The following is a 14,655-nucleotide window of genomic DNA, read 5'->3' as shown; positions in this document are numbered from 1 at the left end:
TGCCCTCGCCAGTAGAAGTTCGGTCCCCGCCGTGCGGAGTTGAGCCGCCCCCTTTGTAGACAAGTCAGGTCGGCAGGTGGCTCAAGCGCTCAAACGGGCGACGGGGTCGGTGGCCAGACGACGAAGGGTCGTCGCCGTCCGAGTCGCCTGCTCGACGAAGGTTTCAGGCCGCCTACCGGACTCGATCGCCTCGGCGAGAGCCAGAAGATCGCCTGGTGGCATCAGCGGGGTGCCTACATCCCGGAGGAAGAGTCGGCCGCGACCGGAGGCGGGATCGTAGATCCGCAAGTATGGGATTCGCCGGATGGTTAAGGCATCCATGTCCACCTCGGCTGACGACAGGTCGAACCGCTTGGCCTTCAGCGCCCCCTGCATAACGAGCACCGTGCCGCAGAGCTCCACGCGGTAGCGCAGCACACGTACGCTCAGGTACGCCATTGCGATCACGGAGATCAAGTCGAGCATCACGATGCCTACAAAAAGGATCAGCACGAACGAGCCGTCGCATCCCAGATAGTCCGGGATCTCCCCCTGCCCGCTCGCCGAAGCATCCGGTAGGTAGTCGCAAATCAGCGGTCCATGCAGAGATTCCTGAAATGACGATGACCGCACAAGCATGATCGCGTATACGGCCTGTTGGAGGACGATTAACAGAGTGCCGGCCGGGGCGATAATCTTCGCCCGGATGGACGGGCCCACGCGAAGCCGTAACGGGGTAGCGGACACGCGATCAAAGGTACAGATACGCCGTCTCTTCTCACAGTCGGCGCTCGCTGACGCATGGCTCTCGAATGCCTGCTTGCAAACGGAGCCAGTCACGACGTAGCGGTCTCATCGTCCTGCTCAAGAGGTAGCTGAGGGCCGGTGGCGTCTGATCGCGTGGAATGACGTTGCTGTACTCCGCTGCTGTACAGCATTCCAGGGCCTTAGCACGATCCGCCCGCAGCCCTCCTGCCGCAGCCGGAGTGCCCCATCGGCCTTAATTGTTAGGGCACTATAGGTCCATGGCCAGCCTTGTTGTGGAGATCCACGTCCCGCTGCATGAGAGCGAGAAACTCCCGGAGACCGCTTATGCGTTCCCCTGGATCGACGAGATCGACGAGTTTCTATTCGAGATAGAGGAGCAAGGGCAGGCGAAGGTCTTCGACGATGGCGAGGAGTTCGGGGACGTGTATGTCTTCTTCATCACCGGTGCGGATGAAAACACGCTCCTGAGGGTCGCTTCTCGTGCCGTGACCCTGGGTGGGGTGCCCCACGGTGCCTTCGCCATGGTCACTGACGATGAGGCCGGGGAGTTCGGCTTGGGGCGTCGGGTAGACCTACCTCTACCCTGAGGCATTCGGCATGGGCGGCGCTCGATCGCCCGATACAGCCTGTTATCGTCACCGACCTCAGATGGACTGAAGGTGGACGAGTTGGCCTGTGGGCCGGGTTCGAATTCCACATGCTCGCTACGTGCACGAATTCGCACTGCATCAGAAGCGACCTTCAAAAACAGTTTCGTTTGTTGTCATCGCTTGCCGGTAGCCGAGGCTGCTGTGGAGACAGCGGAGGTTGTACCAGCTTTCGATGAACTCGAAGATCGCGCTTCGAGCGCCGGCCCGGCTGGGCCAGCGACGTTCAGCCAGGCCCCCGCCCACCGTATGCGGCACGGTGGGCGGGTCGCCCTAGCGGTACCCCTGGGAGAGGTCAGTCCGCCGGGGAGGCATGCCGGGTGACGAGACGACCGGTTACGGCGTGACCGGCTTGCCGCCGAAGGTCACGACGAGGTGACCGTCCGAGGCGTAGGACCAGCCCAAGGCGCCGGTGTAGGAGGAGCACCGGGACCCGTTGGAGCCCGACCAGAACTGGTTGGAGCTGTCGGCGTTACCGACGATCTTGTCGTTGCTCCCGCTGCCGCTGCGGCAGGAGGTGTTGTTGCGGAACACCGAGGTGCCGGCGTCGAAGGAGAAGTTGCGCTCGGCGTTGTCGATGCCGACGTTGTTCGATATCGACATCGTGCCGGGGTTGCTGTTGTAGGTGAACCCGTGGTGGCCGTTGTGGTAGGCGATGCTGCGCCGAACGACGTGGTTGACGGCGATACTGTCGCCGCCGAGCTTGTAGCCGTTGCGGTCGCCGGCGCCGGCCTGGCTGCCGTCGGTGAGGGTGCCGTTGTTGTACGACAGGGAGTCCTCGATGGTGACCGGCCCGATGGCTCCCGTGTCCGTCTTGGTGTAGAGGTCCCAGCCGTCGTCGATGTTGTTGTGGGACACGTCGTAGCGGAAGACGTTGCCTGTGCCGGTGGTGAGCTTGGCGGCGAAGCCGTCGGCGTCCTCACCGTCGGAGTCGGCGTTGTCGTGCGACTCCGCGCTGAGGATGAGGTTGTTGGACGGCCACTGGTCGCGGGGGGTGTCGGAGGCGATCCGCCCGAGCTGCAGCCCGGTGTCGCGGTTGAACCGGGTTACCGTGCGTTCGATGATGTTGTTGCTGCCGCCGACGTAGATTCCGTTGTCACCGGCACGCTCGACGACGACGCCGTACACATGCCAGTACGAGCCGTTCACGGTGAGCCCGCGGTTCGACGAGGACTCGCTCTGGGCCGAGAAGTTCAGCACCGGAGTCTCACCGGGGTAGGCGGACAGCGTCTTGCGGGCGCTCGAGGTGCCGTTGTTGCCCGGCGCGATGGTGACCGTCTGCGCGAAGTTGTACCGCCCGCCGCGCAGGTAGATCGTCCCGCCGGGGGCGACGCGGCTGATCGCCGAAGTGAGGGTCGTCGGGTCCGACTGCGTCCCCGAGGCGCCGTCCCTGCCGCTCGGCGAGACGTACAACGCGCCACTCGACGGTGTCGTCGTGGGCGACGGCGAGGGCGAGGGTGAGCGCGTGGGGGTGACCGAGGCCGAGGGTGAGGGTGAAGGCGAGGCGGAGGATGATCGCGTGGGGGTGGTGAGCGGGCTGGGGGAGGCGGTGGTGGTGGAGCCGGTGCAGGTGACGCCGTTGAGGGTGAACGCGGTGGCCTTGGGGTTGGAGCCCGACCAGGTGCGGTTGAACCCGATGGACACCGATCCGCCGCTGGGGATGGCGGCGTTGTAGTCCACGTTCGTGGCCGTGACGTTCTGCCCGCTCTGGCTGAAGGTGGCCGACCATCCGGTGTCCACCTTCTGGCCGCTGTCGGGGAAGGTGAACCCGAGGGTCCAGCCGTTGATCGCGCTGCCCAGATTCTGGATCGTGATGGCGGCGGTGAAGCCGCCCGGCCAGTCGTTGGTGGTGTAGGTCACGGCGCATCCGGTCGCGGCCTGCGCCGTTCCGGTGGTGGTCACGCCGGCCAGGGCGGCGGCTGCGGCAAGGACGCCGATCAGCCCGGCGCCTGTTCTGGTTCTGCTTTTCAAACCCGAGCTCCTTGCAGGTCGTGCAGGGCCCCTGACCGAGGATTGATTCCTGGCCCCACAAGGGTTTTCATGCACCTGAACTACGTTCATCTACAGGAACATCGCGCATCAAGTTACGAGCCCATCGATCGCCGGTCAACGACGCGCCGCGGCGGCTTTCCGCGTACGACGGCTCTCACTTGCACAGGAACCACCGAAGACGACGGACGGGATGCGGGATCGAGTGAAACGTTCAGGCGGGCACTCGAAAACAGGGCGGCAGCCGCAGTCGGACCCGGCGTTCATCGAGCCACCGCTGTCGAAGACCCCGCCCGGCCGGACTGCCGGCGCCACCCTCATACCCGTGACGGCGGCGACCCCCTGCCGATACCGATGTACCGGCAGGGGGAGAGAGCCGAGCCGCGGAAGACGGCGATCGGCGACAACCACCACCCGCACCGGCGACGGCGCGAGAAGGCGGAGAGAAAGGGGAGGACAACGCCCGCTCCTCCGGCCGCAGGAAGCGGGCGTCTCTCCAGATATGACATCTCCTGATTCTCCGCGACAAAGGGGGAATCACGAGTGAGGGCTCAAACGCTAACGGGCTCCGGACTCCGGGTTGGAAAGGATCGCTTACCGGTTAATAACGATCGGCCTACGACCCCATCACGCACTGGCGATCAACCAGGTCTCACAGGTCAACTGCTGTGAAGACGGCATGACGGGAGAGACATGTCCGGTTGGCAGCACTCCGCTCCCCTTCCCCCCGCATGGCCGCCGGACCGGTTCGAGGTTCGCTCGACCCGGCCCATCCCGGACGGCGCCGCGGCTGATCGCTACCACTTTCCGCAAACCGCCCGCGAAGCCGCCACGCGCCTTCGGGACGTACGCTTCGCGACACAGATCCAGGTCGTCCGCATCGAGGACGGAGCGACCCTCTTCGACCTGGTCGCCGGGGTGGAGGTCCCCCTCGAACACTGGTGACCATCAGAGCGCGCCGGCGGGCTGCGGCAAGATGGGTGCATGACGGCGAAGGACGGCGACGGCTGGGCCCTGTGCGCGCTGGGGCACCAGCACTGGGGACTGTACGGCGCCGCCGGTCTGCTCACCGTGCACCACACGCTCGACGGCATGCCGTACGTGCTGATGCAGAAGCGCGCCTGGTGGAGCCATCACGGCGGGACGTGGGGGCTGCCGGGCGGCGCGCGCGACAGCCACGAGGACGCCATCACCGGCGCGCTGCGCGAGGCCCGGGAGGAGGCCGCGCTGGACGCCGATCTCGTCCGGGTGCGCGGGCTCTACGTCGACGACCACGGCGGCTGGTCGTTCCAGACGGTGATCGCGGAGGCCGAAGGGCTGCTCGACGCCGCGCCCGCCAACGGCGAGAGCGCGGACATGCGCTGGGTGGAGGCCGACGAGGTGGTGTCGAAGGAACTGCATCCCGGCTTCGCCGACTCGTGGCCGAGGATCCGGCCCGCGCTGAGCCCCGTGGTCGTCGTCCTCGACATGGCCAACATCATCGGCGCGCGGGCGGAGCACGGCTGGTGGAAGGACCGCGCGGGCGCCGCGAACCGCCTGCTCAACGAGCTGATCCCGCTCTGCGGGCAGGGCCTCGGCGAGATGCCGGAAGGGGTGCCCGCCCTGACCCGATGGTTCCCGCGCATGGTCGCGGTTCTCGAAGGTGCGGCGGCCGGCGCCGCCGACCCGGGGCCGGTGACCGGGGACTTGACGGTCGTGGTGGCCGGAGGCAGCGGAGACGACGCGATCGTGGAGGCCGTGCGCGACGTGCGGCCCTGGGAGACCACCCTCGTCGTCACCGCCGACCGAGGGCTGCGCGAGCGGGTGACGGCCCTCGGCGCCCTGGTCGCCGGTCCTCGCTGGCTGCTCCAGCAGCTCTGAACCGAGATTTTTATACCGTTCGTCCTATTTGGGCAGGATGAAGCATGTGATCCTGCTCTTCCGCCGACTGGCCACCACCTGGTCCGTGCCCGTTCCGATCCTCGCCGTGGCAGTGCTCGCGCTGGCGTGGGGGCGGGCCCTTCCTCCCGTCGTCGTGGTCATCGCGGCGGTCTTCCTCGCGGCTTCCGTGCTCGCGGCCGTGCACCACGCCGAGGTCATCGCCCATCGCGTGGGCGAGCCGTTCGGGTCACTCGTGCTCGCCGTGGCGGTCACGGTGATCGAGGTGGCACTGATCATCAGCCTCACCGCGTCCGGAGGGCCGGCCGCGTCGTCGCTCGCCCGCGACACGGTGTTCGCCGCCGTGATGATCACCTGCAACGGGATCGTCGGCCTGTCGCTGCTGGTCGCGGCGCTGCGGAGGCGGGTGGCGGTGTTCAACGCGGAGGGGACCGGAGGCGCGCTGGCCACCGTCGCCACGCTGTCGACGCTGAGTCTCGTCCTGCCGACGTTCACCACGAGCAGGCCCGGGCCCGCCTTCACCCCGGCCCAGCTCGCGTTCGCCGCGCTCGCCTCGATCACGTTGTACGGCCTGTTCGTGCTCACTCAGACGTTGCGGCACCGCGACTACTTCCTGCCGGTGGAGCCCGGCGGCCAGGGCGAGGACGCCGCCGGGCACGCCGACCCGCCGACCACACGCGCCGCCGCGGCCAGCCTTGCGCTGCTGCTGAGCGCGCTGATCGCGGTGGTCGGCCTGGCGAAGATCGAGTCTCCCGCCATCGAGACGGCCGTACGCGCGGCGAGCCTCCCGCAGTCCGCGGTGGGCGTCGTGATCGCGCTGCTGGTGCTGCTGCCGGAGACCCTCGCCGCCGTACGCGCGGCCCGGCGGGCCCGGGTGCAGGTCAGCCTGAACCTCGCCTTCGGCTCGGCCATGGCCAGCATCGGGCTCACCATTCCGACGATCGCCGTGGCCTCGCTGTGGCTGAAGGGGCCGCTGCTGCTCGGGCTCGGCCCGACGCACATCGTGCTGCTCGGCCTGACGGTCGTCGTGGCGACGCTGACCGTGGTGCCCGGACGGGCCACCCTCCTGCAGGCGGGCGTCCATCTCACACTGTTCGCCGCCTTCCTGCTCCTGGCGGCGAGCCCGTGAGCGAGGGCGATGCGGCACGCGGTCAGCCGCGGGTCCACTTCTGGTTGGCTCCGCCGGTGCAGTCCCACAGCTGGAGGGGCGCGCCGTTGGCGGGGTTCACGTCCACGATGTCCACACATCGGTTGGCGGCGGTGTTGACGAGGTCGCCGGCCGGGGTGAGCGTGAAGCGCTGGGCACCCGTGCCGTTGCACGTGTAGAGCTGGATCGGCGTGCCGTTGGCGGTGCCGGCCGCCGCCGCGTCCATGCACTTGCCCATCGCGCGGACCGTGCCGTCGCCGTTGATCGTCCACTGCTGAGCGGCGGTGCCGTTGCAGTCGTACATCTGCAGCCGGGCGCCGTCGACGGGGTTCGCGCCCGGGATGTCGATGCAGCGGCCGTTCAGGTTGGACTTCAGCGCGCTGCCGGTCCCGCCTCCCCCGTCGCTGGTCCAGGCGGAGACGCGGACCCAGTCGATCAGCATCGTCTGCGGGAACGACGTGGTGGAGTCGGGGTTGCCCGGCCAGTAGCCGCCGACCGCCACGTTCAGGATCAGGAAGAACGGGTGGTCGAAGACCCACTGGTTGCCGCGGATGTCGGCCGGCGTGACGCGGAAGTACTCCGAGCCGTCCAGATACCAGACGATGAGGTTGGGCGACCAGTCGACGCGGTAGGTGTGGAAGGCGTCGCCGAGCGGCGCGCCGATCGTCCGGTTGCCGCCGACGCCGCTGCCGCCGGAGTAGCCGGGCCCGTGCACGGTGCCGTAGACGGTGTTGGGCGTCTTGCCGACGTTCTCCATGATGTCGATCTCGCCGGTGTTCGGCCAGTCGCCGCCGCCGAGCATCCAGAACGCCGGCCAGATGCCCTGGCCCTTGGGAATCTTGATGCTCGCCTCGAAGCGGCCGTACGCCTGGCTGAACTTGTCGGCGGTCAGGATGCGGCCGGAGGTGTACTGGCAGGTGCCGTAGTGGCACTGGTAGTTGGACGGGTTCTCCCGCCGGGCGGTGATGGCGAGGTGTCCCTGCCCGTCGTGGTACACGTTGCGGGTCGAGTCGGTGTAGTACTCCAGCTCGTTGTTGCCCCAGCCGCCACCGCCGATGTCGAACTTCCACTTGGAGCCGTCGACGGGCGTTCCCGCCGCGGCGTTGAACTCGTCCGACCAGGTGACGGGGCCGATGGCGGCTTCGGCCCGGTCGGCGCCCGTGCCGGCGACCAGGCCGCCGCCGAGGGTGACGACCATGGCCGCGGCCATGATGAGGAGCCGGGGTTTGCGCATGGAGATCTCCGGTTGGTGGGGGGATGCCAGCAGGATCTCCGGCCCGCGCCGTCGCGGTCCGCGGGGGCGCGCGCCGGGGTGTCCAGCGCTTCAGGTGAGCTTTAGAGCTTGAATTAAGATGCAACACCCTTACCGCACGGGCTGTCAATAGGTCTTGACTTCTACCTGTCAGCCGGGCCCGATGACCGGGCGGTGCGGGCGTACGCCGGCCTGCCGTACGGGAAGGCGGTAGGTCTCACCCCGCATGAGGTAGTGGACCAGGTGCGACAGCCCCGACCGCCGGACGTGCTGCTGGAAGTCCTTGAGTGGGGAGGCGAACGCCTCGTAGTCGTCGTAGTGGACGGGCAGGGCCGACTCCGGCTGCATCAGCCCGAGCCACTCCACCCCCTGGGCTCCGTCCATGGTCACCGTGACGCCGAGGATCCGCGTGCCGCCGAGGTGCACGATGCCGACGTCGATGTCGGGGAAGCGGCGCGGGATCTCCGACAGGCACTCGTCCATGATCGTGTCGCCGCTGATGTGCAGGCGCAGGTCCACCTCGCCGGCGTGGGCGAAGTCGAGCACGCTCCCCATCACCGGCGGCATCAGCGCGTTCGCCGGGCCAGGCGCGTGCCGGGCGGGCGTGGCGGTCACCGTCAGCGTGCCGTCCCCGTGGCGCTCGTGGTGGTACTCCCAGGGTTCCAGGCCGACGGCGTGGCCGAACCCCTGCCGTCGCAGCCGGGCCGCCGCGTGGCGGGTGGTGACGATCGGCACGTCCTTGTCGAGGCCCTTCCTGGCGATCCTGTCCCAGTGGTCGCCGTGCAGGTGCGACAGCACGACCAGATCCAGGGGCGGGAGCTCCGAGATCTCCATCGCCGGCTCGGTGCGGCGGCGGGTGCTCAGCCCCCAGCCGAGATGGGCCCGCTGCCCCTTGTGCAGGAAGTTCGGATCCGTCAGCACAGTGAACCCGTGAGAACGGATGATCATGGTGGCGTTTCCCACGAAGAACACGGTCGCGTCCGCTGGATCGGGCATGACGCCTCCCCTCTCCCAGGCTTTCAGGCTACGTAAACCACCACAAATAACCCGAAAGCGGGGTGCGGTTAGCTAGCCGGGGACGAGTGAGAACCCGAGCTGGGAATACAGCTCCAGCAGGTCGAAATAGTCCCGGTGGGCGACCACGAGGCCGTTCTTCGCGTGACACGCCCCGCAGCCGCGTACGGTGATCCGCCGGCCGCTCGCGCCCGCGACACCGCCGTCCGGCAGCGCGAAGGACCCGGTGTGCGTGCCCGTCATCGTCCACTCGCTGAAGCCGGGATCGGCGCACTCCACCCTGTTCCAGACCGTCATGGCCATGTCGGTGAAGCCCTTGAACATGCTCTCCCAGTATCGGACGATCTGCTCGCGCCCCTCGCACACACCCAAGGGTGTGGCCAGGACGGCGTGCCGGTCGTAGTACGTCGACAGCCGGTCCAGGTCATGAGCGTTCACCGCGTCCAGCACGCGGTCCGCGAGCTGTCGGCCGTCAGGCATGGCGGATCACTCCCCAGGGCGTACACCAACGGTAACGCCGCCATGGCAAAGGCCGTCCGCAGGAGACGCAACACCGCCGGATGCAACGTGTGAAGCGCCTGCGGCGTCGCTGGAGTCGTGGACGACACGCCACGGGACCCCGGTGAGCCCGGGGTCCACATGGCGTGGCGCGTCAGGGGTCACGCCGGCCGGGGCCGCGCGGCGCGGGCCAGGGCGACCGCGCTCGCCGCGCCTAACGCCGCGGCCAGCGCCAGCCACCAGGCGGTCGTGCCCATCGCCTCCGGCCGCGGCGGGTCGGCCAGGGCGAGGAACACCGCGCCGAAGACCGCCACACCGCTGAGCTGGCCGAACTGCATGGTCGTCGTGAGCAGGCCGCTCGCGTCGGCGGCGCGGGCGGGCGGCACGTGGACCAGGGCGTGGGTGAGCAGGCTGGTCGAGACGCCCAGCCCCGCGCCGTACACCACCAGCGCGGCCCACATCACCGGGCCGCCGGTCGCCGAGACGGCCAGGCCCGCCGTGCCGAGGACGCTGAGCGCCAGCCCGGCCGGCGGCAGCAGGTGGTGGATCCGCCCGGGGAGCCCGCGCCAGTAGAAGCTGCCCAGCCCGAACGCCCCCGCCATGGGCAGGAACGTGAGCCCGGCCCGCAGCGGGCTCTCCCCCAGGACGCCCTGCAGGTGCACGGCGAAGGTGAACAGGAACCCGCCGTAGGCCACCATCAGCGCCATCAGCGTCGTCAGGCCCGACGGCATGCCGGTCGCGCGCAGCACGTCCAGGTTCAGCAGCGGGTCTCCGCCCCGTGCCGCCGTACGGCGCTGCGTCACGACGAACACGGCGGCGAGCGCGACCCCCGCGGCGATCGAGGCGTACGTCCAGGCGGGCCAGCCGGCCTCCCGGCCCAGCACGAGCGGGAGCACGACCAGCAGCGTGGCGGGCAGCGCGAGCGCGAGGCCCCGCAGGTCGAGCCGGCGCGAGCCGCGCGGCCGGTCCGACGGCGCGTCCGACGGCACCAGCCGGGGCACCGCGAGCGTCAGCAGGACGCCCACGGGGACGTTCACGAGGAACACCGGCCGCCAGCCGGTGCCGGCCACGTCGGCGCCGACCAGCACCCCGCCCAGCGCCAGCCCGACGACCGAACCGGCCGAGAGCACCGCGGTGTACGCACTCAGTGCGGTGGCCCTCGCCCTGCCGGTGAACCGGGTCTGGATCACGCTCATGATCTGCGGGACCATGACCGCCGCCGCGGCCCCCTGGACGAACCTGAAGGCGATCAGCGTCCCGACGTCGGGCGCGAGCCCGCACAGCAGTGAGCCCGCGGTGAAGCCGGAGACCCCGATCACGTACATGCGGCGTCTGCCGTACAGCTCGCCGAGCCGGGCGCCGGTGATCAGCAGGGTCGCGTACGCGATGATGTAGCCGCCGACGACCAGTTGCAGGGCGGCCCCGGACGCCCCCAGGTCGGCGCCGATCCTGGGAATCGCCACGTTGACGATGTAGAGGTCCAGCAGCCCCATGAACTGGCCGGCGAGCAGCACCGCCAGCATCGGCCAGGGCCGTACGGCACGGGCCGGGGCGGCGGGGCGGACGGTATGGCTGATTGTCACTCTTTGTCCTTCCGCAGTGGGTCCGCCGGTACATACCGGCGCTGGGCGGAGAACTCATCGATGAGTTCCGCCGAGCGCGGCGGTAGATACGGGTGACGGCGACGCGACGCGGGAGAGCACATGTGGAGTGACGAGGAGTTCGAGCGGATCACCGGGCCCTACCGGCGTGAGCTGATGACGCACTGCTACCGGATGCTCGGCTCGGTGCACGACGCGGAGGACCTGCTGCAGGAGGTCATGCTGCGCGCATGGCGGGCGTCCGGCGACTACGACGAGCGGCGAGCCTCCCCGCGCACCTGGCTCCACCGCATCGCGACGAACGCCTGCCTCACGGCACTCGAACAGCGCGGGCGCAGGGCCCTGCCGTCCGACCTCACCGGCCCCGGCGACGACCCGGACGCGGGACCGCAACGGCGGCTGCCGGAGGTGACCTGGCTGGAGCCCGTCCCCGACGCGCTGGTGGACCCCGCCGCGGTCGTCGCGTCGCGGGGCGGGATCCGGCTGGCGTTCGTCGCGGCCCTGCAGCACCTGCCGCCGCGGCAGCGGGCGGTGCTCATCCTGCGCGAGGTGCTGGCCTGGCGGGCGAGCGAGGTCGCCGACCTGCTGGAGACCTCGGTCGCCGCGGTCAACAGCGCCCTGCAGCGCGCCCGTGCCCAGCTCGCCCGGGTGGCTCCCGCCGAGGACGACCTGGCCGAGCCGGACGACCCGGCCTGCCGCGACCTGCTCGACCGGTACGTCGCGGCGTTCGAGAAGGCCGACGTCGAGGCCCTGGAGCGGCTGCTGCGTGAGGACGCCGTCCTGGAGATGCCGCCGTACCTGTCGTGGTTCTCCGGGCGGGAGGCGTTCGGCCGCTTCATCCGCTGGGTCTGCGCCGCCCGGGGCCCCTGGCGGATGATCCCCACGCGCGCCAACGGGCAGCCGGCGCTCGCGGCCTATCTGGACGGCGGCGACGGCGTCTTCCGGGCGCACTCGCTCCAGGTGCTCACGATCGCCGAGGACGGCATCGCGCGGAACGTCGTGTTCGGCGACCCCGCCCTGTTCGCCGTCTTCTCGCTGCCGTCCACGGCCTAGCCGTGGCCGAGCTTGCCGCCCTGGCCGCCGAGACCGGCCTGGCGATCACCGTGTGTCATTTCCCGCCGGGCACCTCGAAATGGAACAAGATCGAGCACCGGCTGTTCTCCCACATCACGATGAACTGGCGTGGACGGCCGCTGACCAGCCACCAGGTCGTCGTCAACACCATCGCCTCAACAATGACCCGCACCGGGCTGCGGGTCGAAGCCGAACTCGACACCACCTCGTATCCACTGGGCGTCACGGTGAGCAAGGCCCGATTCACCGAGCTGCCGATCCACGCCCATCCCAACCAAGGCTCCTGGAACCTCGGCCATGGTCTTCACCATGGATCGCAACAGATCCGGGTCACCGGCCTCGATCGGCTTCGCCAGCCAGGCGCCAGGGTCCACACTGTCGTTCACGGCCATCGCTTTGGTTCTCCTTGGATCTTGACTTGCAATCACGAAGGATCACGCGATGGCCGTCCTCATTTCACGACCCATCACCGCTCCCTTCGGAGGATGGGTCGCGTGCGGCACCTACCGATGTTTCGTCGATGATCATGAGAAGGTCGTGCATAAATCCGCGATAGTGGTGCGCTCCAGCGTCAGCGCGGCGGGAGCGGCGATCCACCGCCCCCGCCGCGTGAACGGGTCAGCGGTTGAGGTTCTGCATCCACTCCCGCAGCTCGCGCGCCTGCCGCGCGAGCTCGGAACGTGCCGCAGCGTCGCCGGAGGCATTGTCGTTCGCCAGGTCGACGATCGAGTTCAGCGCCGGGATGGCGGTGGTGTAGTTGGTTGCCAGGTAGCTGTCCCGCGCGATGTCCAGGGCGGCATCGGCGGCGTCCGCGGCGGCCGCGGTCAGCAGCCCGGCCGCTCGGTCAGCCTCGATCAGCAGGCTGGTCTCGCGGTAGGACGAGCAGTTGGCGTCCTTGCGGTCGGCGGTCGTCTCGATCCCGCCGAGGATGATCCGCATGAACGAGTCGTCGTAGTACTGCGTCCGGAAGTGGCCGAGGATGTTCGAGAACGCCTTGCCACCGCCCCAGTTCTGGCACCACGCGATCGGGTGGTCGCCGTTCATCAGCCGCAGCGGGTTGGTGGCCGCGTTGCCGCTGTTGAGGCTGCGCTGGTAGCTGTCCTCGTTGAGGCTCAGCAGCGTGTGCACGTCGGCCCGCATGTTGCGGTCGAAGTTGTAGAGCTCGTCGACCGTCATCCACCGGTCAGGGAGATGCGCGGTCGCCGGGTGCGTGTTGTCCTCGGTCACCACCTCGGTGTGGATGCAGCTGCCGCACTGGCCGAACCCGTTCTGGCCGTTCGGATGGTTGGTGAAGAACCCACCGACGAGGTCGCCGTACCACGGCCAGGTGCCGATCTCGAACGAGTCGGCGGCGCCGTGGATGCCGACATAGCCGCCGCCCTGGTGCATGTAGGCCTCGAAGTTCGGCTGCTCGGTGATCGGATTGAGCGGGCCCGGGTGCCCGACGTTGGACTCGAAGACGATCGTGTCGTACTGCTTGAGCGTGTCGAGGCTCAGGAACGGGCTCGTGGGCAGCGTGACGGTCGGGAGTTGCGGGTCGTAGACGTCGACGTTGAAGTTGTGCGCGATGCCGAGCTTCTGGATCGCGGCCACGGTGTGCGGGATGTGGTCGTGCCGGAAGCCCGTCGTCCTGGAGAAGACCAGGACGTTGTAGTCGGCGTTCGGGTTGTGCGGGAGCGGGGCGAGCACCGGGTCCGGGATGAACTTCGGGCCCTCCGCGGGCTCAGACTCGAGGCCCGTCGCGGGCTCCGCCGCGAGCCGGCCGTTGAGCTGGTCGATCAGGTAACGCGCATCGCCCACGAGTGTGCTGCGGGCCGAGCCGGGCGCGATCTGGTCGCCGGCGATCGAGACGAACTCGTTGAGGACCTGGCTCGCGCGCTTGGCCGAACCGGCGTCGGCGAGCGCCTTCGCCTGGTCGAGCTTGGCTTGGAGCGCCGTGCCGACCTCCGCCGGGACGCTGCCGGCGGTCACGAACCGGGTGATCAGCGTGCCGACGTCCGCGAACGATGTCGTCACGATGAACGTCTGCGTGTACTTCGCGCTGTTGGAAGCAGCGTCAGACAGATGCACCGCGAGCGTGTGCACGCCGAGCGACAGGTCGGAGGTCTGCACCGGCAACGGCGGGACCAGCTTGCCGTCGAGGTACATGTTCAGCACAGCCACTCCGCCCGAGCCGGGGGCGGGGTCCGTGCGCGTCGGGATAAGTGTGGCGACGTGACCGACGTGACCGTCGGTGATCGCCGGGTAAGACGCAGCCGGCGCGCGCGTGTCGATCCGGACCGAGATCGAGCGGATCGCCGAAACGTTTCCGGACGTGTCGACCGCGCGGTACCGGACGCTGGTGTTGCCCTCCTGCGTGATCACCGCCGACGCGGTGGCCGACGCCGGCGCCCCCTCGACGGGCACGTCGATGTAGGCGGCGCCGCCGTTGAGCGAGTACTGGAACTTGGCGATGCCGACGTCGTCGGTCGCCGACACGTTCAGCGTCACCGGGCCGCGATACCAGTTGTTCTGGCCGGTCGGCGCAGAGGGCGACAGCGTCGCCACGTTGATCGTCGGCGGTGTCGTCTCCTCTGCCCACGACGGTGCCGCGGGGATGAGTGCGACCGCCGTCACGCAGGCGGCCACTGCCGATGTGCGAAATCTTCTCCGCATGAGTGTCTTCTCTTTCTTGCCGCTATACGGGCGGGTTCGCTAGGTGCCGATGCCTGTGCCGACGAACTCGGCCCAGTTGAGGTTGAACAGGTTGCCGCCCGTGGCGCCACCCGTGACCGAGCGGAACACCAGGAACAGCTCATGCGTCCCGGA

The 14,655-nt window shown here is 69.0% G+C and carries 12 protein-coding genes and 1 pseudogene; 6 read left to right on the top strand and 7 right to left on the bottom strand.

Going from position 1 to position 14,655, the window contains the following annotated elements; translation table 11 throughout:
- Nucleotides 1-81: 81 nt before the first annotated feature.
- Entirely contained in the window at nucleotides 82-726 is a 645-nt protein-coding gene (locus FH610_RS08350; RefSeq protein WP_139573727.1) for a hypothetical protein, read from the bottom strand.
- Nucleotides 727-1,004: 278 nt separating this feature from the next.
- On the opposite strand from FH610_RS08350, the gene FH610_RS08345 reads away from it, so the two are divergent.
- Complete coding sequence (locus FH610_RS08345; protein WP_139573726.1) at nucleotides 1,005-1,334, top strand: hypothetical protein; 330 nt, start codon at nucleotides 1,005-1,007, stop codon at nucleotides 1,332-1,334.
- Between the two features lie 396 nt (nucleotides 1,335-1,730).
- Here the strand turns inward: FH610_RS08345 and FH610_RS08340 are convergent, their stop codons facing one another.
- Nucleotides 1,731-3,365 (bottom strand): cellulose-binding domain-containing protein, encoded by a 1,635-nt coding sequence (locus FH610_RS08340; RefSeq protein WP_240808836.1) that lies wholly within the window; start codon nucleotides 3,363-3,365, stop codon nucleotides 1,731-1,733.
- Between the two features lie 711 nt (nucleotides 3,366-4,076).
- On the opposite strand from FH610_RS08340, the gene FH610_RS08335 reads away from it, so the two are divergent.
- The 3 genes from FH610_RS08335 to FH610_RS08325 are packed head-to-tail and all read left to right on the top strand — an operon-like array spanning nucleotide 4,077 to nucleotide 6,390.
- Nucleotides 4,077-4,328 carry a hypothetical protein gene (locus tag FH610_RS08335; RefSeq protein ID WP_139573723.1) on the top strand — a complete coding sequence of 84 codons (252 nt, stop codon included), beginning with the start codon at nucleotides 4,077-4,079 and terminating at the stop codon, nucleotides 4,326-4,328.
- Between the two features lie 39 nt (nucleotides 4,329-4,367).
- Nucleotides 4,368-5,243, top strand: coding sequence for an NUDIX hydrolase (locus FH610_RS08330; protein WP_139573722.1), 876 nt, complete (start codon nucleotides 4,368-4,370; stop codon nucleotides 5,241-5,243).
- A 37-nt stretch (nucleotides 5,244-5,280) separates the two neighbouring features.
- The gene (locus FH610_RS08325) at nucleotides 5,281-6,390 is read left to right on the top strand and encodes a calcium:cation antiporter (RefSeq protein WP_139573721.1); all 1,110 of its coding nucleotides are present in this window, start codon (nucleotides 5,281-5,283) and stop codon (nucleotides 6,388-6,390) included.
- A 22-nt stretch (nucleotides 6,391-6,412) separates the two neighbouring features.
- Here the strand turns inward: FH610_RS08325 and FH610_RS08320 are convergent, their stop codons facing one another.
- From FH610_RS08320 to FH610_RS08305, 4 genes are all read right to left on the bottom strand, one after another.
- Nucleotides 6,413-7,642, bottom strand: coding sequence for a glycoside hydrolase family 16 protein (locus tag FH610_RS08320; RefSeq protein ID WP_139573720.1), 1,230 nt, complete (start codon nucleotides 7,640-7,642; stop codon nucleotides 6,413-6,415).
- 168 nt (nucleotides 7,643-7,810) lie between these two features.
- A complete protein-coding gene (locus tag FH610_RS08315; RefSeq protein WP_041952808.1) occupies nucleotides 7,811-8,656 on the bottom strand; it encodes an MBL fold metallo-hydrolase in 846 nt (281 codons plus the stop codon).
- 72 nt (nucleotides 8,657-8,728) lie between these two features.
- Nucleotides 8,729-9,154 (bottom strand): ester cyclase, encoded by a 426-nt coding sequence (locus tag FH610_RS08310; protein WP_139573719.1) that lies wholly within the window; start codon nucleotides 9,152-9,154, stop codon nucleotides 8,729-8,731.
- A gap of 179 nt (nucleotides 9,155-9,333) precedes the next feature.
- Complete coding sequence (locus tag FH610_RS08305) at nucleotides 9,334-10,755, bottom strand: MFS transporter (RefSeq protein ID WP_139573718.1); 1,422 nt, start codon at nucleotides 10,753-10,755, stop codon at nucleotides 9,334-9,336.
- 120 nt (nucleotides 10,756-10,875) lie between these two features.
- Here FH610_RS08305 and FH610_RS08300 point away from each other — a divergent pair, with 120 nt between their 5' ends.
- The gene (locus tag FH610_RS08300) at nucleotides 10,876-11,826 is read left to right on the top strand and encodes a sigma-70 family RNA polymerase sigma factor (RefSeq protein WP_139573717.1); all 951 of its coding nucleotides are present in this window, start codon (nucleotides 10,876-10,878) and stop codon (nucleotides 11,824-11,826) included.
- 8 nt (nucleotides 11,827-11,834) lie between these two features.
- A pseudogene (locus FH610_RS45590) lies at nucleotides 11,835-12,137 on the top strand (ISAzo13-like element transposase-related protein); the annotation flags it as partial.
- 328 nt (nucleotides 12,138-12,465) lie between these two features.
- Here FH610_RS45590 and FH610_RS08290 read toward each other — a convergent pair.
- Nucleotides 12,466-14,502 carry a ThuA domain-containing protein gene (locus FH610_RS08290; protein ID WP_139573716.1) on the bottom strand — a complete coding sequence of 679 codons (2,037 nt, stop codon included), beginning with the start codon at nucleotides 14,500-14,502 and terminating at the stop codon, nucleotides 12,466-12,468.
- Nucleotides 14,503-14,655 lie beyond the last annotated feature (153 nt).

The organism is Microbispora catharanthi (assembly GCF_006334915.2).
In the GTDB taxonomy this organism is placed as follows: domain Bacteria; phylum Actinomycetota; class Actinomycetes; order Streptosporangiales; family Streptosporangiaceae; genus Microbispora; species Microbispora catharanthi.
Note: the sequence above shows the minus strand (reverse complement) of the source record. Positions and strands in the feature narration are given on the sequence as shown.